This window comes from Nocardia sp. FBN12, from assembly GCF_054031145.1.
In genome coordinates, this window is the sequence record NZ_CM132926.1 from 2,695,556 (window position 1) to 2,715,114 (window position 19,559).

Genomic DNA, 19,559 nt, shown 5'->3' on the forward strand with positions numbered 1-19,559 from the left:
GCGTAGCTCACTTACCCGCGAGCCGGGCGTCGAGCTGCGCGCCCGGACGATCGGCGTAGGCGATGGCGGCCTCGGCGGTGACGCCGACCTCGAGCACACCGATCCGGTCGATCTCGAGCCGGATCGTGGTGCCGTCGTCCAGCGCCCCGACCCCGGCGGGCGTTCCGGTGGCGATCACGTCACCGGGGTGCAGGGTCATCACCGAGCTCGCGTAGGAGACCAGTTCGGCGACCGAGAAGATCAGCTCGCCGGTGTTGGTCCGCTGGCGCAGCTCGCCGCCCACCCAGCAGCTCAGCGGCAAGGTGTCGGGGTCGCCGACCTCGTCGGCGGTGACGATCCACGGTCCCAGCGGGGTGAAGGTGTCGAACGACTTGCGGGTCGAGCGGTCCTCGGTGGAGCGGACGCTGATGTCGAGCAGGCAGGTGTAGCCGACGACGTAGTCGAGCGCTTCCGCCACGCTCACGTGCCGGGCGGTGCGACCGATCACGATGGCCAGTTCACCTTCCTGGTCGGTGCGCTTGTCGAGGTAGGGCAGCTCGACGGTCTCCCCCGGCCCGATCACCGAGGTGTTGGCCTTGAGGAACACGCCGTACTCGGCGATCGTCTTCTGCTCGTGCATCTCGAGCTTGTGATCGAGGTAGTTCACGGGCGCGGCGACGATCTTGCCCGGCCGCGACAGCGGCGCGCGCAGTGCGACGGAGCCGAGGGCGTGCCGTGGGCACTGGGAGAGATCCAGTGCGTGAAGGTCGGCGACGACGCCGCCGCGTTCCAGCCACGGCAACCACGGGCCGCCGTAGGGGCCCGCCGAGGTCGGGAGCAGGTCGCTGACGTCGTAGACGTCGGTGTCGGTGGCAATCGCGGCACGGTCGCCGTCGAGAACTGCGAGACGCATGGTCGGAATCGTCTTTCGGTGGAAGGAATCGGGACAGGATCAGGCGACGGCGAGGCGCGCCTGGCGCAGCAGATCGAAGACCGGGCCCCGGTAGAGCCAGTCGGCGTGGCCGTAGAGGTCCTCGGCGCTGAGCGTGGCGAGCAGCTCGTTGCGCACCACACGATGGACACCACCCGCGTGGCAGATGTCGCCGAACATGCGCGCTTTGGTCTGCACCTCGGCGGTGCGCGGAATGCGGGCGTCACTGAATCGGCGCAGCACCGCGGGCCAATCGGTGGCCTCGGCATCACCTCGCACCAGGAACTCGAGGGTCTTGGCGTCCTCGAGTGCCTGGCAGCAGCCCTGAGCCAGGTATTGCAGCATGGGGTGTGCCGCGTCGCCGGTCAGCACGAGCCTGCCCTCGCCCCAGGAGTAGGCGGGCTTCCGGTCGTAGAGCGGCCACCGGCGCTGCTTGCCGATGTGGGTGATCGCGGCGCGCACCAGGGGGTGGCAGCCGGCGAATGCGGCTGCGAGTTCGTCGGTGCCACCGAATTCCTCCTCGCCGCGCACGAAGGAGGGTGACTCGAACACGGCGACCTGATTGAGCACTTCGCCGGCGCGCAGCCGGTACTGGACGAGGTGGCTGCCGGGGCCGACCCAGACGACGACATCGTCGAGTTCGCGGTCCTGCGTCGACACGTCGGCGATCGGGACCGTTCCCCGGTAGGCGACGTAGCCGGACGCGACGAGGTCATCGCCGACGATCTTCTGGCGCAGCACGGAATTGAGGCCGTCGGCGGCGATGGTGGCTTCTGCGGCGAAGCTGCGATCGCCCTCGGCGACGACGAGGGTGCCGTCGCCGGTGTCCTCGACCCGTTCCACCCGGACGCCGGTGCGCAGGTCGGCCCCGGCTTTGCGGCATGCCTCGAGCAGGATCGCGTGCAGGTCCGTGCGGTGGATGACCACGTAGGGCCCGCCGAAACGAGTGCGGAATTCGCCCGTCAGCGGCAGGCGACCGATTTCCTCGGCGGTCATCGCGTCCCGCATGACGATATTGTTCGGGAGCACACCGACCTCGCTCACCCGTTCGAGCAGGCCCCATGAATCCAGGATGCGGGTGGCGTTCGGGCCGAGCTGCAGGCCCGCGCCGATCTCCCCGAACTCGCGGGCTTGTTCCAGTACAACGACCTTTTTCCCGGCTTTGATCAGCCCGAGAGCGGTAGCCAGACCGCCGATGCCGCCGCCGACCACTACGGTGCGCGCGTAATCTGAGTCACAATTCTGCATGGAGGGAAGCTATGTCCATCCGCTTCTCGTAGGGAATACAATTCCGCTATGCGCAACACGCCCCTGCCTGAGCGCCCGCCGAGTGCGGTCGGCTCCCTCGACCGCGGGTTGCGGTTGCTGCAACTGCTGCGCGACTACGGCAGCCTGCGCGTGATGGACGCCGCCACCCACCTCGACATCTCACGGTCGAGCGCACACCGGTTACTGCAGACGCTGACCTACCGCGGTTTCGCCGTGCAGAACGACAACCACGTCTACCTGCCCGGCCCCTCACTGGACGCGGCACCGGCCAGGCTGGCGTGGACCAAGGCGTTTCGCGCGCTGTGTCAGCCGCATCTGGAAGTGCTGTCACGGCGCAGCGGCGAGTCGGCGAACCTGATGATCCGGGTGCGCGACAGCGTGCGGTTCCTCGGCACCGTGCGCGCCCAATCGGTGTACGCGACCAACGACCGCGACGGCGTGGTGATGCCCGCGCACCAGGCTTCCGGCGGCAAGGCGCTGCTGGCCGCCCTGCCCGCCGACGAGGTCGAACGGCTGTACAGCTTCTCCCGCGCGGGCGGCGATCCACTGCTCGATGAGGACGAATACCATTCTCTGACAGCAGATTTGGAGACGACCCGGCGCCGCGGCTTCGCGATCAACTACGAGGGCACCGAACGCGGGGTGGCCGCGGTCGGTGCGGCGATCACCGACCGGGACGGTCAGGCCATCGGCGCGGTGTCGCTGTCGTGCCACGCCGAGCGCTTCGCGCAGTTGGTCGACAGGACGCTGGTCCCGCTCGTACTCGACGCCCGAACCCAGATCGAGAAGGACTTGGCCATCATCGATCTGGGTGCCGGGAGATAAAGCGAGCTTTCAGCCTTGGGGCACGATCACTGCACGGCCTTGTACCTTTCCCCGGCGCAGATGCTCGTAGGCGGTGGGAGCCGCGTCGATCGGGACCGCCGGCGAACGTTCCCGTCAGCGAGGGAGCTGCTGGAGCTCGAATGTGGACGGCGGATACGGTTCCCACAACGCGAGCGATTCACATTCCGGATATTCGCCCACGGTGGCACTCCCATGCAGCCGCTGTCGGCTGACACTCGCGCAGCCGTTTCACCGACCCGAAGGATGACAATGCCCGTCGGCAACACCCCACTCCTACTCCTGCACGGCGTTACGATGTCCGAGCGCGCCTGGACCGAGGTGGTGCCACTACTGGCCCCACATCACGAGATCATCAACCCCACCGCGCTCGGCCACCACGGCGGACCACCCGCGGTACTGCGCCCGGCGCGATGTGCGCATCTCGTGGATAACGTCGAACGCGACCTCGACGCCAGGGGCCTCGACCGAGTCCACATCGCAGGCAACTCCCTCGGCGGCTGGATGGCCATCGAACTGGCACGTCGCGGCCGTGCGGTCACCGTCTGCGCCTTGTCCCCCGCCGGGTTCTGGGACTCGGGCAGTACGACTCATTCCGATTCGACCGCCAAGATCGCGCACGGACTGACACTCGCGAAGCTGGCGCGACCACTGGCACCACTGGCGCTGCGCTCATCGCTGATCCGACGGATCGTACTGCGCGACATCGCGATTCGAGGTGATCGCGCTACCGACGCAGCCGCCCTCGACATCACCCGCGACCTACTCGAATGCACGGTGACCGCGGACCTGCTGAGCACCGACGAACAGATCGCCCCACTCGACCCGGTGCCGTGCCCGATCACCCTGGCCTGGTCCGAACACGATCGGATTCTGCCGGCCACGATCTACGGCCCCGTCGCCCGCCAACGAATACCGGCCGCTTACTACCGGACCCTGCCGGGTGTCGGTCACGTCCCGATGGTCGACGACCCACACCTGGTCGCCGCAACGATCTTGGAGACCACCGGCGCGATCACCGGTCAGGGTATCGATTCAACGAGGTGAGTCGGCCGGTCGATCACCAGCGCCATTGTTGCGTGATTTGGTAAGGACCATCAATCCGTCGTGCTGGCGTGCGCCGCGATAATCCGCCAGCCATGCAGATCATCGTGCAACCAGGAACGCGTGTACCGCATCCTGGCTCCGAAGGGCTCGCCGTTGACGGTCCCCTCGACGGTCCCGAGAAACCAGGTCACCCCGGCACGTCCGTCGGTGAGTACGCTCAGTTCTTCCTCGACCATGGCCGTCATCACCTGCGTCCGGGTGCGGTGAAGCTCCAGGTCATCCGCTTTGGTGTAGACGTCAGCGCCGAAGGTGAAGATCAACCGGTCATCCAGCAGACGATCCAGCGCCTGCACATCCCCAGCAAGCTGGGCGGCCTGCAACCGCCGCTCAGCGTCGCGCAAGTTCTCCATGCGCCTCACTCTGCCAGCCGATGTCGCACTCACGCCACGATGTTCGCGTTCGGCTGAGCCTGCCAGGTGATGCCGGCCGAGGCGCGAAGGATGGTTGTGGACACATATTTCGTGGAACGCGACAACCCGACCCGTGGACTGTCCTAGCGCGGCACCAAGCAGAACGTCTTACCGTCGACCTCGAAGTAGTAGGAGAATTTGCCACCGGTTGCGATGCCGCCCATGGCAGGGCACTCGGTACCTCTGCTTCCAGCCAGAATCGACGTAACCGTCGAATTGGCAGCAGAGTCCGCGCAATCCACCCGCGTAGGGCGCATCGGTATCTGGTTGCGGCCAGGCATTTCCCTGAAGCAGTCCCCGACCTTGGTCGCACCGAGGGCAGGCTCCTTGTCGTCGGAGTTGCTTCCACAACCGGAAACGACCACGAGGGCAAGCGCTAACGCCCCATATGAACGCTGAAACTGCGTCTTGCGATACATCGCGACGTCCTCGGCCCCTGGTCCACTGTTCTGCCACCACAGTGAACCGCGAAAGGTCCGAAGCCACATCAGTTTTGACGAATATCGGCGGTCAGCTCGGCGATCTGCCGACGCAGTGTCGCAACCTGCTCCGCGGCCCGTGGCAGACCCGAGGTGGCAACGGTCCGGTCAGTACAACTGCCCGAGACACGGGTTCGCAGGCCGAAATTCACCCTGCCGAGGACTCCTGCCGCCGTCAGCCACGAGTTCGGCGTTCGGGCAGCACCTCCCGCGCGATGCGTTCGAACTCGTCGAGCTGTGAACGGACCGGCCAGTCCAGGACGAAGTCCGTCACCCCCACCGCACCGAAACGGTCGAAGATCTCCTCGTAGCTGTGCCGACCCCAGCGCGGATCCCACGGCCCGAAAATCGTGTACGACCTGCGGATCGTTGCTGGATCCCGACCGGCGGCTTCGGCGAGGTGGTCGATTCTGCGGGTCTGCTCCGCCGTAGCCCGCAAAGCCTGGATGTCGGAGGCGCCGGGCGGGCCATGGGTGTTCCAGACGTCCGCGGTCGCCGCCGCCACCCGGAGCACCGTGGGTGATTGACCTCCCACGGTGAGCGGCAACCTGGGTGACTGCCACGAACCAGGGGCTGTGGGAACGTCTTTCACCCAGAGGTCGTCTCCGGTGTAGCTGAACGTCTCCTCGCGGGCTTCCAGCAGGCCGTCGACTATCGCCACATAGTCGGTGAATCGCCGCATCCGCTCCCTCGGCGGCCAAGGCTGCTCGCCCACACTGTGGTGGTCCCACGCGAACAGCCCAGCGCCGACGCCCAGTTCGAATCGGCCGTGGGAGGCGTGGTCGATCGTGATGGCTTGGCGGGCCAGTAGCGACGGTGGGCGCAGGATCTGGTTCGCGACGAGCATGCCGAGGCGGATACGCCCGGTGCTCACCGCCGCGGCGGCCAGCACCGACCAGCTGTCGAACCACCGCCCGCGTCGATCCCGCAGATCGCCGCTGTGGTCCGGCAGGAAGACCTGATCGAATCCCAGTTCCTCGAGCCAGCGGATCCTGTCGAGCAGAACGGGAAAGGTCTCGTCCGGATACAGCATCACGCCGAATCGGGACTCGTGCTGGGACACTGTCACTGGGCGGTCCACCCACCGTCCATCACCAGCACCGAGCCGGTGAAGAATCCCGCCTCGTCCGTCGCGAGGTAGGCGACCGACGAGGCCGCTTCCTCGGCGGTGGCGATTCGGCCCAGTGGATGTAGCGACCGGAACAACGCGGCAGTGTCCTCATCCGCTCCGACCGACGACCGGTACATCGGCGTATCCACCGACGCGAACGCCACCGCGTTGATCCGGATGTTCTGCGTGGCGTATTCGAGAGCCGCGGCCTTCGTCAGCCCGATCACGCCGTGCTTGCCGGCAACATATGCGCTGATACCCGCGCCGAATCCCACGACGCCCAGCTGTGAGGCGTTGTTGATGATGACGCCGCCACCCCGCCGCTGCATGGCGATGATCTCGTGACGCATCGACAGGAAGGTACTGGTCAGCACGGTGTTGACGTCGGCAGTCCAGGTGCTGGGGTTCTGTTCGGCGACAAGTCCCATCGAGCCGAGTGACCCCGCGTTGTTGAACGCGATGTCGAGCCCGCCGAACTGGTCTACCGCAGTGGCGACGGCGTTTTCGACATCGCTGTCCACTGTGACATCGGTAGCGACGCCGACGGCCTTGCCACCGACCTCGGCGATCTCGGCGGAAACTCGGTCCAGCTGGTCGATTCGCCGAGCCGCCAGCACGACACTGGCTCCGCGCGCCGCGAGGATCTTCGCCGCGGCCTCACCGATACCTGAATTGGCTCCGGTCACCAGAGCGACCTTGCCGTTGAGATTGCCTACGGTCACCGCTTCCCTTTCTGTATCGGGCGTTCGACCGGAACGCCGAGCAGCGATCCATACTCGGCCCACGATCCGTCGTAGTTCTTGATGTCGTCGTGGCCGAGTAATTCCCGGAGCACGAACCAGGTGTGGGCTGATCGAGCACCGACCCAGCAGTAGGTGATCACGCCGGGCTCGACGTCGAGCCCGGCGAACTGCGCGGCCAGTTCGCCGTCGGATTTGAACGTGTCGTCAGGATTCACGACCGCGTCCCACGGCAGGTTGATCGCTCCCGGAATGTGCCCCGCCCGTTGGGCGACCTCGTGCGGACTGTTACCTGGCGCGAAGGCGGGTCCGGCGAAAGCGGGCGCGAACAGCAAGCCGCTGTACTCGTCCGGGGTTCGGACGTCGACGATGCTCGCCGCACCGATCGCGGCGAGCACGTCGTCGCGTCCGGCACGCACCGACGGGTCCGGCGTCGGCACGTGATAGACCGCTGGGTGCGGTACGGGGGTGTCGGTGGACAGCGGACGCTTCTCCAGCTCCCACTTCCGGCGACCGCCATCGAGGAGTTTCACCGATCGGTGTCCGTAGTGCGTGAGATACCAATAGGCCAGTGCCGCCAGCAGATTGGAAGCCACGGAATAGAGGACGACGGTGTCGTCGTTGCTGACCCCTTTCGCGGACAGCAGTTCAGCGAATTTGCGCGGTCCGATCAGGCCGAGCGTCAGATCGTCCTGGAACTCCGACCAACCGATCCACGCCGCGCCCGGTACGTGGCCGCGCAGATAGTCCGCCTGTTCGTTGCCGGTTTCGATGAACACCACGCCGGGTATTCCGAGATTCTCCTCGGCCCAGGTGCCGCTCACCAGCGCGGTCGCGCGTCCCCCGGCGTTCGATGATTCGCTCATGCCACAGCCACTTTCGAGTCGTCGGCGCCGGTGGCCACGCGATCGCGATACCACGCCACCCCACTCAGGGCGATTCCCGCGACGGTGACGGTCGCCGCGACCAGATACACCGATCGCAGGCCACTGCTGTCGATGACCCGTCCGCCCAGCCAGCCCGCGAAGGCCGCCGCGAGTTGGTAGGCCGACGCGTTAACCGCCATGGCCAGTGTCGGCGCCGCCGCCGCGGTGCTCAGCACCCGCGCCTGCATTCCGGGGATCACCGAGAAGCCCAGTGCGCCGAGCACGAACACCATCACCGCGATGAGCACGACGGTGGCGCTGACCAGCCACATAACAGCGAGTGCTGCGGCCAACAGAGTCAGCAACCCGATCTGCGATGGCATCAGGGCCCGGTCCGACAGACGACCGCCGATGAGATTGCCTACGGTCGCGCCGACACCGTAGACCAGCAGCCAGCCGGCAACCGAGCCACTGGTGAAGCCGCTCACGTCGGTCAGCAGCGGCGAGAAGTAGGTGAACACCATCAGCACTCCCGCATTGGCGATCGCGGTGATCGCGATCGCCAATTGCACATCACGACTGCGGAATACCCGCATCTCGGCCACCGCGGACCCGCCAGCATTCGCCACCGCGGGGACCAGCCGGATCACCAGCAGTAATCCGAGCGCGCACACCGCGGCGACCGCCGCGAAGGTGGCACGCCATCCGTACTGGGAACCGATGAACGTGCCGAGTGGCGCGCCCAGGATCATCGCCACGTTCATGCCGAAGACCAGCTTCGACACTGTCGAGGCCTGCTTACCTTCCGGTGCTGTCGACACCGCGGTGACGATCGCGTTGGCGAAGAAGGTCGATGTCACCAGCGCGGTGACGACCCGGGCCGCGAACAGGGCCTCGTACGCGGGCGCGAGCGCCGATGCGATATTGCCGAGGACTGCGACCGCGAGCAGCGTCACCATCAGGGGCTTGCGGGGAAACCTTGTGGTCAGGGCGGTCAGCGTCGGCCCACCGATGATCATTCCGATGGCGTATGCCGTGACAAGGAGTCCCGCGGCCGGGATGGACACACCGAGATCGGTGGCGACATCGGGCAGGATCCCCGCGATGACGAACTCGCCGGTGGTGATGCCGAAGACGCACAATACAAGTGATGCGAGACTCAACCGCATGGTTCTCTTCTCTGTCCGAGCGGGAATTGGTCGATGTGCGAGGACCCGGCGCTATGGCATCGGCGCAGGACCTGCGTAGCTGTACCCGTAGGTGGTACCGAGCGAAATGATGTGGTCGAGATCGGGACCGACTTCCTCGGTCGGTGTCCGGGTCGCCTGCGCCGGCGGCATCTCGGCCGCGAGGAACAGGTCGAACTGGGGCTTGTTGCCCAGGTCCGGCGTCGAGTGAATGGTGAGGAAGCTGACCTCGTCCGAGATCGCGACGAATCCGTGCGGGACCATCCGCGGGATGACCACCGTCGTCCCGGCCTCGGCGAGCTGCTCCTGGCCGTCACAGACCATGCGGAGCACCCCGTCGAGTACAAGGAACACCTCGTCCTCGATGTGGTGATAGTGCAACGGGGTGTTGTATCCGCGCTTGCCGGTGTGCTGCACCACTGTGAAGGAGTCCCGGGTGGTCTTGCCCGGGACGCGGATACGCGCGAGTCCATCGAGCAGGAAAACCGCGGTCTGCTCGGCCTCCGGGATCAGCATCCCTTTGTCATCGATCTCGATATCCAGGTCGGTCATGTCACTCCTCGAGGAATTCGGCGAGGAACGACTCGGTTCCCCCTGGGCCGGCCAAGGTCTGCCACATCGCGACCGGGTCGTTGAAGTTGTTGATGAACGCTTCGGCGATCCGTTTGTCCTCGGCGGCCTTCGCGAACAACGCTGTGGTGTGCGCCGGTGCGGGCCCGAGAAACGCGGCACTCCACTCGACAACGTTGCGGGCATGCGCCCAGAGCTGCTCCGAGGCGGCCCGGCAGAACGTCTCGTCATACGGGCCCGCCTGCGCCACGAGCAGGTCGGCGAGCGCGAATGCTGTGTGCGAACCGAGATTCGCGCCCTGCGCGGTCAGTGGGTCGTTGGTGATCCACGCGTCGCCGATCGCGATGGCACACTTGCCGTTCGGCAGGGATGCCCAGCCGTGGCGGACCATCGGCGTAACGCTGCCCTGCGCCAGCTCGCCGGGTCCGATGAGCGCGAAATCCCGGGCATCGACACGTTCTCGCAGTCCGGGCGCGAATTCGCTGAGCAGAGCGAGGACGTCACGGTAGAAACGCACGGGTTCGACCGCGGGATCGACCCGGGAGATCGGCTCGAGCGGCCCGCCGGGAACAGCTTCGAACGCCAGCACATCAGCCCTGCCCTGTGGTGTCAGAAACGGGATACGGAAGATCTCCCCGATACCGGGAAGCAGGCACAGGTCAAGCGATTGTGGTGTGTCCTCGCTGATTCCGCGGTACAGACCGCTGCAGAGGATCCGCTGGGGAGCATCGAACACCGAGCGCGACGCGTCACGTGGGAACAACTCCCGCATCGAGCGATCGCCATTGGCCACCACCACCAGGTCGTGTCGCTCGGCCACTTCGGTGATCGGTCGCGCTCCGACGACGACCTTTCCGCCACGCTCGGCGAAGATGGCGCACAGGTGTGGCAGGTAGAGCCGGAAGTCCACGACGCTCGACGGTGGGCGCAGCTCCCCGTGAAATGCCAGCGTGCGATCACCTGCGCCGACTATGACATCCCAGCGGCGCACCTGGGCGTCCGTGATGTCCCAGTCGAAGACTCCGAGCTGCCGCTCTCGTTGCTGGGTGGGGCCGAATCGGGCGGGGAAGTTGCGCGGTCGCCCGGTTGCGAGCTGGTCGAGCTCCTGTGCGGAGTAGACCACGACCTCGATTCCGAGCTGCTGGAGCCGCAGGGCGAGCTGCAGCCCCGAAATGCCTGTTCCGACAATGCCGATGGTGGTCATACGGTGATCTCTCCGATCTGCGCGGGAGCACGCAGTTCACGTGCCAACCAGGCCACCGACTCGAGCGTGAACGCCGCTGCCTCGGGCGAAGCCATGGCTGAAACCGGGATCAGCATCGGGTATTCGAGACCCGCCTCGACCAGGTCGCCGATTCGGTCGAGCACAGTCTGTCTGCTCCCGACGAGCACCTGATCTGCCACGACCTGGTCTGGGATCACGGCCATTGCCTCCTGTACGTCCTTGCGCGTCAGGGCGTGCGGCAACAGGTCCTTGAGCCCCCGGTAGTCAGCGCCGAAGGGATGCTCGGCACCGTGCGCGGCCCACGCCTCGGCTCCGGCGTGTAGCGCGAGAAACCGGATGGGGGTGCAGTCCAGCAGCGCATGGGCCTGCTCATCGGTTTCAGCGACCACGATCGGCACCCCGCCGGAGGCGACAATCGCCATCGGATCCCGGCCCGCGATCTCGGCCGCCTGCCGAACGACCCGCAATCGCCGCGCGTACTCGTCCGGCACCATGAGTTCCGCCGGCAGCCACCCATCCGCGTATCTACCGGTCAAGGCGAGCATCCGGCTACGACTGCCGCCAACCCACAACCGTGGTTCCCGGCCTTCCGGCGCTCGCAGACCCATCAATGCCTGATCCAGACTGAAGTGCTTGCCTCGGAAATCGTGCGGTCCCGTCCCGCCCAACAGCATTCGAAGGATCTGCAGTGCCTCCTCCACTCGGTCGACTCTGCGATCGTGCGGTAGCCCGTAGGGTTGAAGGTTCTCCAATGCGCCCGCCCCGATGCCGAGCACCGGCGGCCGCTCGGTGAACTGCGCCAGCGTCAATGCTGTCTGCGCCAGAATCGCCGGGTGCCGTCGGTTCGGGTCGGTGACGCCGACGACAAGCTGGACCGGCCCCGCGTGTGGTGCGAAGTTGCCTAGCACCGTGGCGAAGTCGAGGCATCGGTCCGGTGTCGCCGCCTCCGCCGCCAGGTAGGTGAAGTCTGTATCCCATGCCTGGCTGGGGAAGGCATTGATCAAGTGGTCGAAAACCAGGAAGGCATCGAGGCCGTGCGTGCGAGCCAGGTCCAGCAAGCCACGCCCGCCGTCGACGGATCCGACGGCGTCCCACACCAATCCGACGTTCACTGTCACTACGCACTCCTCGTCGACTGGGCGGATTCGATGAACGCCGCGGTGCGCTCGGGCCTGCTGATGCTGTGCCACATCGCTGGTGGATCATCCAGATTCGCGATGAACGCGTCCGCGACCCGCTGGTCACCGGACGCGGCCGCGAGAAGTGACATGACCTGTGGTGCGGGAGCACCGAGAAACATGTTCGTCCAGTCGACGACTGGTTGCGCCGTCGCCCACAACTGTTCGGACAGCGTCATGCAGAACTGCGCGTCGTAGCCACCCCGGTGCGATTCCAGTGCTCGCGCGACCTGAAAAGCTTGCGCCGAACCGAGATTGGCGCCCTGCGCGGTGAGCGGGTCATTGACGATCCACGCGTCTCCGATCGCCAGGGCATGTCTGCCGTCGCCCATCTCGGCCCACCCACGGCGGACCGTTGGCACCAACGAGCCGTGCATGGCGTCGTTCGGCCTGGCCAGACCGAACTCCTTGTCGTCTACGCGCTCACGTAGTGACGGCGCATAGGTGGTGACGAGGTCGAGCACTCCTTTGGCGAACAGCTCGGGATCGTCGCGGTGCTCCGGTCCGATCACGGTCTGGAACGCCCCACCGGGCACGGCCTCGATCAACACAGCTGTTACTCGGCCGTCGAAGGAATGAAAGGTCGGCGCGTGGATCTCACCGACTCCCGGGACCATGTTCATGGTCATTCCAGGCGGTTCCGGCGGCGCGATGCCGTGAAACAGTCCGCCCGCGAGAACTCGCGGCGCTGTCCGAAAGGGAGAACGCGCGGGATCACGGGGAAACACGTCCCGCAGCTCACCGCGCCCCGCCGCGACGATCAGCAGGTCGTGGTGCGCGGCAAGGTCCGCGAGGTCCCGGCTGTCCGCCGGACGACGCTGCACGACAGTCCCGCCGCGCCCGATCACCGCTTCGAGCAGGCCGGCCAGATATATCCGGAAGTCGACCGAGCTGGCTGGTCGCGGCAACGCGCCCCGAAGGGCGAGCGATTCCTCCCCTTCGATTCGCATGTGCATCCATGGGTTGTCGAATTCGCTCGACAGCCATTCGGTGATGCCGAGCGAATTCTCACGTTCCCTGGTGGATCCGAATCGGGTAACAAAGTTCAGCGGCGGACCGCTTCGGATCTCATCCGGATCCTGGCGCGAATACAGGGTCGATTCGATTCCGAGTTGTTGCAGCCTGAGCGTGAGATGCAGACCTGATATGCCCGCCCCGACAATTCCGATAGACGTACCCATATCAAATCACTTCGACACGTTGCAGGTGCCGATTCGTCGGCCCGCTGAACGCGTTTCGTCCGTGCACGAGCGAGAAGTTGTCGGCGATGAGGATGTCGCCTTTGTACCAGGTGTGGTCGTAGCAGTATTCACGACGGTGCAGACGCTCGGACAGCTCCTTCACGAAGAGATCCTGCGCGTCCTTCTCGATACCGTTCACGGTGACGGAGACCGGGTTCCGATACACGTTCGGATCGAGCGGTTCAGCGAAACGAAGCACCGGAAGTCCAGTCGCCGGGTGCCTCGAGACAAGCTGCTCGGTGACCTCACCCCCATAATGGGCCAGTTTTTCCGTCGAGTACGTGAGGCTGATCCTCGACCATAGTTCTCGAGTCGCATCGTCGACGTCGCGATACACGGCCGTGGTGTCGCAGAATACCGTTTCACCACCGGCGTCCGGAGTCGCATCAAGGCACTGGAAGAAGAACCACCGTGGGTCGGATTCCACGAAGGCTCCGTCCCAATGGAACGGCACATCACCGCTCGCGAAGAGATAGTTCTTCGGGTCGTCCTGAACCACCAGGTCAACGACTTCGCCGACCTCCCATTCGAGCACTTCGCCCCATCGCCGACAATAGTCGGCGAATTCCTGCGTTCCGAGCGACGAGAAGCCGCGCAATACCAGCACACGGGACTCGACAGTCCATCGAGCCAAGGTCTCGACCGGAATATCAGATATCGCCGCATCACCGGATGCCTCCAGCACACGACCGAACGGTCGCAGAGGGTTGTGTGAGACCGTCATGCCGAAAGTTCCTCCTTTGAATCCGCGGTGATCTTCGGCGCGACGAAATGGCTCGGGCGGTTGTGTCGCGAAACCATCGTTGCCCCGAGTTCCTCTGCCTTCCAACGCTTTACGAGTCGGCGATGCACTCCATCATCGAGCACGACGCCATGCCACGGGGTGAGCCAGCTATCGCTGGTTCCCACCAGATGCAGCCCGAACTTCTCCGAATGCGGCGGCTGCGGATGAATCGATAATCGGACCGCATCGGGGAAGTGTTCCGACACCACACGGCTCCACGCATTGCTGCGCCGAATGGTCTGATACGCACTTGCTTTCGATTGGTTGCGAATCTTCGTTTTCGACACGTCACCATCACGCGCGCCCATGGCATCCTCGAACATGAACCGGTGAATGCCATCGAAGAGCGCACGCGTAGCGGCGTCCGTCCGAATATTGTTCTTCAATTCTTCGAGCGAATCCGAGTAGTCGGACTCGAGCACGTCTCGCAGCTTCGGATAGTCTCGTTCGCCGAAAGCATCATCCAATCCGAACATATCAAGGGACATCCAGCCGGCGGTGGCGATCAGCTTCTCTATATCATCGCGGTATTCGGCCACCAGAACGTCGGATACACCGACCACGTCACCGAATACATGCCCGTCCGAACAAATAGTGATACGGGCGCCGGGTGAATAGAAGTGTTCTACGTAGTCGCACAGCGACTGCAAGAATCCGAGCGCGATACTTTCCCCGAGGTCAGGCGACGGGCCGAGCACCTTGCTTCGATTCGGCGACTTCGCCGGAAAAGCTGGTATCACGAAGTGAATGGACTCGTTGCGACGGACGAAGTAATCGATCTTCGCTGTGCGCTTCTCATAGGCTTCGCCGATGCGATCCAACGTTGTTGGCACCCCCTCGCCCGACTGATGGACACGCTGATATCGGTGTAAGAATTCCAGAACTTTGCGGGAAATGCCGGTCTCCACAGACATGGCAACAGCCACTCTCCAAACTCAAAATCCACCCCCAGTACACCGGGAGATACCCACTGATTCTCGGTCCCCGTTGACCCGACTCGAACCGCTTGCGGCACAGCCTGCGATCGATCCGGCGGTCGGTCGGCATCTCACGATGTCCGGCCTTCCGTATCAACAGCCTGCCAGGCGGGCACACCGACCAGCAATGGCGCAACGATTAGAATCGGTGTAATTTGATAATGTGTCGATTATTGATCAATCCGAGCTCCGCCTGGCCAGCATCGACGATCCGACCGCTCATCAGCTGCGACTGCTGCTGACCCTCGCCGAGGAACTCCACTTCGGTCGCGCCGCACGTCGGCAGTACCTGACCCAACCGGCCCTCAGCCAGCAGATCCGCTCCCTCGAGGAACGCCTCGGCGTCGCGCTGTTCCATCGTTCCAGCCGCCGGGTCGAACTGACCGCCGCGGGGCGCGCGGTGCTGCCCGCGGCCCGGAGCGTGGTAGACGCCGCCGATGAGCTGCGCAATGTCGCACGGCGCATGGCGTCTGGATCCGAACGTCTTCGACTCGGGGTGTGCGAGAGCTTCACCGCGTTGGATTCCACCCGCCGCATCATCGCGGCGCTCACCGAACTCCACCCCGATCTCGGTCCGGACATTCGGGTACTTGATCGATTCAGCGATCAACTCCTGGCCTTGCAATCGGGCGAGATCGACGCGGCCTTCGCCCATTTTCCGGTGCCGAACGACATGTACTGCCAACCACTCGCTGTCGAACCACGTCTGGCGTGTATCGCAAGCTCCGATCCACTGACCGAGCGCTCGTCGCTGAGCCTGACCGATCTCGCCGACCATCGGGTGATCAGCCTGGTATCACCGACATTCCGAGCAGGCCACGACTTCTGGTCGGTGAATCCACGCCCGGACGGCTCCCAGGTCCGCTATGCCGCGCACGCGGGCACGAGCTTCGAGTCGCTGCTGTCCACCGTCTCGCTCGGTGGCACGGTCGCCTTCGTTCCAGCAGTCGCCGCCGCGCTCTACCCCCGGCCCGACCTGCGCTACCTCACCGTCGTAGACCTCACCGATTGCACATTCGGCATCGCCTGGCACCCGGGAAACCCGGTTCCGGCGAAGTTGGCCGTCCTGAAAGAGGTCGTCAACGACTATCGGCAGGGTAACGGCGCTCGACCGGACGCACCCGAGCAGCCGAAGATGGCCGTGGAAGCCACGTAACATATTGAGGGACAAGGCTTTTGAATGGGGGGATTCATGTCACAGGAGCAGCAGCCGGCCTGGGCGAGGCTGCCGCTGGCACAGCGCTTCGCGAGCGCGCTGATCGATCTCGACGGAGTCGTCTATCGCGGCACGGTGCCCGTGGACGGCGCCGTGGACGCCCTGGCCGCGGCACGCTCGGCCGGGCTCAGAACGTTGTTCCTGACCAACAACGCCTCCCGCACCCCGACCGAGGTCGCCGCGCTGGTCACCGAACTCGGCCTGCCCACGGCCGAGCGAGAGGTCGTGACGTCCGCCCACGCCGCGGCGGCGTTGGCAGCTCGGCGGATTCCCGGGGCACGAGCACTGATGGTGGGCGGCGTAGCTATGAAGACGGCGCTGTGGGAACACGGCCTGACGCCGGTCCACAAAGCCGACGACAACCCCGATCTCGTCGTTCAGGGCTTCGCACCCGACGTCGATTGGCGCCAACTGGCCGAGGCGGCGTACGCGGTCGGGCGAGGCGTTCCGTGGATCGTCACCAACAGCGATATCGCGGTTCCCCGTGAAGGCGGAATCGCGCCCGGCAACGGCGCGTTGGCCGAAGCGGTCCGGTTGGCCACCGGGGCAACTCCTGATTTCGCGGGCAAGCCCTACGAGCCGATCTACCAGGAAGCCTTGTCGCGCACCAGCGGTCCCCACCTGGTGATCGGCGACTCTCTGGATACCGACATCGCCGGCGGTAATCGAATGGGGCTGCCCAGCCTGCTCGTCCTGACGGGAATCACGTCATTAGGTGACCTGCTGGTCGCTCCACCCCCGCAACGCCCGACCTACCTCGGCCTGGACCTGCAGGAGCTATTCCACACCAGAGAACCCGTCGCCCACGACGGGTCTCGATGGATCTGCGCCGGGTGGACGGTATCGGCATCGAATCACGACCTGACTCTGCGACCACCAGGCAGTACCATGCCGACCCGAACGCAGCTCCTGGACGCCGCACGCACACTCTGCCATGCCGCCTGGGCCCGACCGGACCTGGAGACGAGCCAGGCGCTGGCCACTTGGCATTACTGGTCCCGCCTCCATTGAATGCAGGCCTGCCATACGCCATGGGGAGGCATGGCGCGATAGCAGGCGGGCCATATAAACATACATTCCGTCGTGTATCTTATGACCCTTGATACGCAAGGTGGCTGCTGTGGAGTAGACCGGCTCGACGGACTGCGATGCGGACTCCGGTCGAGATCGGCGCCCGCACCTACACGAATTCGACCAGCAGCTGACCTGCCGATACAGCGCACTCCGAGTCCGAACCACGCCTGGGTGACAAGAAGTACTGACTGGAGACCCGAGACCGATGCCAGACGAGCGCACTTCTTCCGCCTTCGCACGCGCCGCTACGTCGCTCGCTGACCGCAAAGGTTGGGAGATTCGTCGCTCCGAACCAGCACCCGAGACGCACTGCGAGCGAGAGGATCCCGCCCTACACGCGGCCGGGCTCATCCGCGAGTTGTGGCGGGTCAGCGAGGACGAGGTCTTCGGGCTCGGACCGCACGCCGTGCCGCGTGGCGCCTTTCGGCTGCTGTGCCTGGGTACGCGGTCGGCGCCCGATCTCGGATCGGCACTCGAGCGATTCGCCGACCACGCGGCACTTTTCGCCGGATTGCCACGATTCGCGCTGACCGTCGCGGCCGATGAGGCTCGCTGGTCTGCCGACATCGAGCACCTCGACGACCGCGAGCATCTCGTTGCCGATGCCACGCTCGTCTTCACCTACCGAATACTGTGCTGGCTCACCGGAACCACGCTCCCTCTGCGGCACGTGGAATTCTGCTATCCCGAGCCTGCTCATGTCGACGAATACACCCAAATCTTCGCTGCGCCTCTTGCTTTCGACTGCGCTCAGACGGCACTCACCTTCGATTCGAGTGTGCTCACGGCACCGATCGCGAAGTGCGAATCCGCCCTGCTCGACCTGCTCCACCGAGCCCCGGTCGATTTACTTGTGCCAGACCACCCCAGCACACCCATCGCCGACCGGGTCCGCCAGATTATCGCAACCGACCTGAGCAGAAAAGGTCCGAGCGCCGACGAAATAGCGGGCATTCTGCGGATGAGCGAACCGACCCTTCGTCGCAAATTGCGGGCTGAGCAGACGACGATCTCCGATATTCGGGACGATATGCTGCACGCCGCGGCGATAGCAGGTCTGGTCCACGGCGACGAGACTGTAGCGGAATTGTCGAGCCGCCTGGGATTTTCCGAGCCCAGCGCGTTCAACCGCGCCTTCCGTCGCTGGACCGGCTGCTCACCGCGCTCATATCCAGCCGAATCGGCCACGATATCCGGATACTCGAAAAGTTGATCGCTGAGGTCACCCATAACGATCGGTGACGTCATGGCGCAGCCCCTCCGCCACCTCTACCGTTCTGCGTTGTCGGCGCTCCGCGTCCGGCTTCTTCGAATGGCAGGGAGTACTGGATGGGCATCCGTAAACCGCTGATCGGTTTCGGAGTCTTCGCAATTGTGTCGATTCTTGTCACCATCACTGTCTGGAATACGCTGTCGCGCACTGTAGCCGGCGATACGGACACCTACTCCGGGCTGTTCAGCGATGTCTTGGGCTTGCACGAGGGTGACGATGTCCGTATCGCCGGCGTCCGCGTCGGCAAAGTCGTGAAGATCGAACTGGAACATCGCCCCGAGGCGAAGAAATATGATGCCAAGGTGACGTTCGTCCTGCAGCGCACGCAAACGCTGCACGCGAATACCAAAGCCATGGTGCGATACCAGAATCTGATCGGCCAGCGGTATATGGCGCTGGCACCCGGCACTGACGGCGACACCACTCCCCTGCGCCCCGGAGCGACTATCCCGATCAGTCACACCGAACCTTCGTTCGATATTTCAGCACTGTTGAACGGATTTCAGCCACTGTTCGAAGTGCTGTCCCCCGAGAAGGTCAACAGCCTGTCGCATTCCCTGGTTCAGGCATTACAAGGCGACGGCGTGTCACTGAGCGCCTTCATCATTCAGGCCGCGACGCTGGCGAGCGATTTCCAACGGCGCGATGCCATCCTGTCCGACGTGATAACCAACCTGTCCGGTGTCATGTCCAGTTTGGCCAAGCGCGGAGATGAGCTGGAAACGCTCGTCACGCAAACCCGGACGCTGATCGGCGGCCTGTCCGCCCAAGGCCAGTCCCTGCAAACCGCCACGACGCAGATAGCCGATTCAACGGCAAATCTGGTATCCATGATGGCGCAGATCCAGCCACAGCTGGCGGCCACACAATCCTCGACCACTGAGGCTCTCGCACTACTACTCAGCAATGGGGCCAAACTGGATCAGGCGGCAACCGACCTGCCCAGTCTGCTGGCCGGATTAGGCAGGATAAGCTCAGAAGGCACGCACGCCAACGGCTACCTGTGCGGTCTGGATATATCGCTCTACGGTGTGCTGTTCCCCCGCGGTGTGTTCAGTCAGATCGGCGGCAGTTCCCTCTCCGAGGTCTGCCGATAGCA

At 64.8% G+C, this 19,559-nt stretch carries 20 protein-coding genes; 6 read left to right on the forward strand and 14 right to left on the reverse strand.

Going from position 1 to position 19,559, the window contains the following annotated elements:
• Nucleotides 1-7 precede the first annotated feature (7 nt).
• Nucleotides 8-892 carry a fumarylacetoacetate hydrolase family protein gene (locus tag ACWZHB_RS13065; RefSeq protein ID WP_427908198.1) on the reverse strand — a complete coding sequence of 295 codons (885 nt, stop codon included), beginning with the start codon at nucleotides 890-892 and terminating at the stop codon, nucleotides 8-10.
• Nucleotides 893-931: 39 nt separating this feature from the next.
• The gene (locus tag ACWZHB_RS13070) at nucleotides 932-2,158 is read right to left on the reverse strand and encodes an FAD-dependent monooxygenase (RefSeq protein WP_427908199.1); all 1,227 of its coding nucleotides are present in this window, start codon (nucleotides 2,156-2,158) and stop codon (nucleotides 932-934) included.
• Nucleotides 2,159-2,206: 48 nt separating this feature from the next.
• On the opposite strand from ACWZHB_RS13070, the gene ACWZHB_RS13075 reads away from it, so the two are divergent.
• Nucleotides 2,207-3,004: an IclR family transcriptional regulator gene (locus tag ACWZHB_RS13075; RefSeq protein WP_427908200.1), complete on the forward strand. Its 798-nt coding sequence runs from the start codon at nucleotides 2,207-2,209 to the stop codon at nucleotides 3,002-3,004.
• Nucleotides 3,005-3,274: 270 nt separating this feature from the next.
• Nucleotides 3,275-4,069 (forward strand): alpha/beta fold hydrolase, encoded by a 795-nt coding sequence (locus tag ACWZHB_RS13080; protein WP_427908201.1) that lies wholly within the window; start codon nucleotides 3,275-3,277, stop codon nucleotides 4,067-4,069.
• A gap of 50 nt (nucleotides 4,070-4,119) precedes the next feature.
• Here the strand turns inward: ACWZHB_RS13080 and ACWZHB_RS13085 are convergent, their stop codons facing one another.
• The 12 genes from ACWZHB_RS13085 to ACWZHB_RS13140 form a co-directional block, all read right to left on the reverse strand.
• Entirely contained in the window at nucleotides 4,120-4,479 is a 360-nt protein-coding gene (locus ACWZHB_RS13085) for a nuclear transport factor 2 family protein (protein WP_427908202.1), read from the reverse strand.
• Nucleotides 4,480-4,622: 143 nt separating this feature from the next.
• Nucleotides 4,623-4,958, reverse strand: a complete 336-nt coding sequence (locus ACWZHB_RS13090; protein WP_427908203.1) for an LppU/SCO3897 family protein — start codon at nucleotides 4,956-4,958, stop codon at nucleotides 4,623-4,625.
• A 235-nt stretch (nucleotides 4,959-5,193) separates the two neighbouring features.
• Complete coding sequence (locus ACWZHB_RS13095; RefSeq protein WP_427908204.1) at nucleotides 5,194-6,087, reverse strand: LLM class flavin-dependent oxidoreductase; 894 nt, start codon at nucleotides 6,085-6,087, stop codon at nucleotides 5,194-5,196.
• Complete coding sequence (locus ACWZHB_RS13100) at nucleotides 6,084-6,851, reverse strand: SDR family oxidoreductase (RefSeq protein WP_427908205.1); 768 nt, start codon at nucleotides 6,849-6,851, stop codon at nucleotides 6,084-6,086. Before ACWZHB_RS13100 ends, ACWZHB_RS13095 begins: the two co-directional genes overlap by 4 nt.
• Nucleotides 6,848-7,735: a sulfurtransferase gene (locus ACWZHB_RS13105; protein ID WP_427908206.1), complete on the reverse strand. Its 888-nt coding sequence runs from the start codon at nucleotides 7,733-7,735 to the stop codon at nucleotides 6,848-6,850. The genes ACWZHB_RS13100 and ACWZHB_RS13105 overlap by 4 nt, the downstream gene beginning before the upstream one ends.
• Nucleotides 7,732-8,904: an MFS transporter gene (locus ACWZHB_RS13110; RefSeq protein ID WP_427908207.1), complete on the reverse strand. Its 1,173-nt coding sequence runs from the start codon at nucleotides 8,902-8,904 to the stop codon at nucleotides 7,732-7,734. Before ACWZHB_RS13110 ends, ACWZHB_RS13105 begins: the two co-directional genes overlap by 4 nt.
• A gap of 51 nt (nucleotides 8,905-8,955) precedes the next feature.
• Nucleotides 8,956-9,474: a cupin domain-containing protein gene (locus ACWZHB_RS13115; protein ID WP_427908208.1), complete on the reverse strand. Its 519-nt coding sequence runs from the start codon at nucleotides 9,472-9,474 to the stop codon at nucleotides 8,956-8,958.
• Nucleotide 9,475: 1 nt separating this feature from the next.
• The gene (locus ACWZHB_RS13120) at nucleotides 9,476-10,696 is read right to left on the reverse strand and encodes a styrene monooxygenase/indole monooxygenase family protein (protein ID WP_427908209.1); all 1,221 of its coding nucleotides are present in this window, start codon (nucleotides 10,694-10,696) and stop codon (nucleotides 9,476-9,478) included.
• Nucleotides 10,693-11,835, reverse strand: coding sequence for an LLM class flavin-dependent oxidoreductase (locus ACWZHB_RS13125; protein ID WP_427908210.1), 1,143 nt, complete (start codon nucleotides 11,833-11,835; stop codon nucleotides 10,693-10,695). The genes ACWZHB_RS13120 and ACWZHB_RS13125 overlap by 4 nt, the downstream gene beginning before the upstream one ends.
• The gene (locus ACWZHB_RS13130; protein ID WP_427908211.1) at nucleotides 11,835-13,076 is read right to left on the reverse strand and encodes a styrene monooxygenase/indole monooxygenase family protein; all 1,242 of its coding nucleotides are present in this window, start codon (nucleotides 13,074-13,076) and stop codon (nucleotides 11,835-11,837) included. The genes ACWZHB_RS13125 and ACWZHB_RS13130 overlap by 1 nt, the downstream gene beginning before the upstream one ends.
• A gap of 1 nt (nucleotide 13,077) precedes the next feature.
• The gene (locus tag ACWZHB_RS13135; protein WP_427908212.1) at nucleotides 13,078-13,860 is read right to left on the reverse strand and encodes a TauD/TfdA dioxygenase family protein; all 783 of its coding nucleotides are present in this window, start codon (nucleotides 13,858-13,860) and stop codon (nucleotides 13,078-13,080) included.
• Entirely contained in the window at nucleotides 13,857-14,846 is a 990-nt protein-coding gene (locus ACWZHB_RS13140) for an L-tyrosine/L-tryptophan isonitrile synthase family protein (protein ID WP_427908213.1), read from the reverse strand. The genes ACWZHB_RS13135 and ACWZHB_RS13140 overlap by 4 nt, the downstream gene beginning before the upstream one ends.
• A 214-nt stretch (nucleotides 14,847-15,060) precedes the next feature.
• Between ACWZHB_RS13140 and ACWZHB_RS13145 the strand changes: the two genes are divergently transcribed.
• The 4 genes from ACWZHB_RS13145 (at nucleotide 15,061) to ACWZHB_RS13160 (ending at nucleotide 19,557) form a co-directional block, all read left to right on the forward strand.
• Nucleotides 15,061-16,053 carry a LysR family transcriptional regulator gene (locus ACWZHB_RS13145; protein WP_427908214.1) on the forward strand — a complete coding sequence of 331 codons (993 nt, stop codon included), beginning with the start codon at nucleotides 15,061-15,063 and terminating at the stop codon, nucleotides 16,051-16,053.
• Between the two features lie 36 nt (nucleotides 16,054-16,089).
• The gene (locus ACWZHB_RS13150; protein WP_427908215.1) at nucleotides 16,090-17,124 is read left to right on the forward strand and encodes an HAD-IIA family hydrolase; all 1,035 of its coding nucleotides are present in this window, start codon (nucleotides 16,090-16,092) and stop codon (nucleotides 17,122-17,124) included.
• A 268-nt stretch (nucleotides 17,125-17,392) separates the two neighbouring features.
• Entirely contained in the window at nucleotides 17,393-18,400 is a 1,008-nt protein-coding gene (locus ACWZHB_RS13155; RefSeq protein ID WP_427908216.1) for an AraC family transcriptional regulator, read from the forward strand.
• 116 nt (nucleotides 18,401-18,516) lie between these two features.
• On the forward strand, nucleotides 18,517-19,557 hold the full coding sequence (locus ACWZHB_RS13160) for an MCE family protein (RefSeq protein WP_427908217.1): 1,041 nt from the start codon (nucleotides 18,517-18,519) through the stop codon (nucleotides 19,555-19,557).
• Nucleotides 19,558-19,559: the final 2 nt, after the last annotated feature.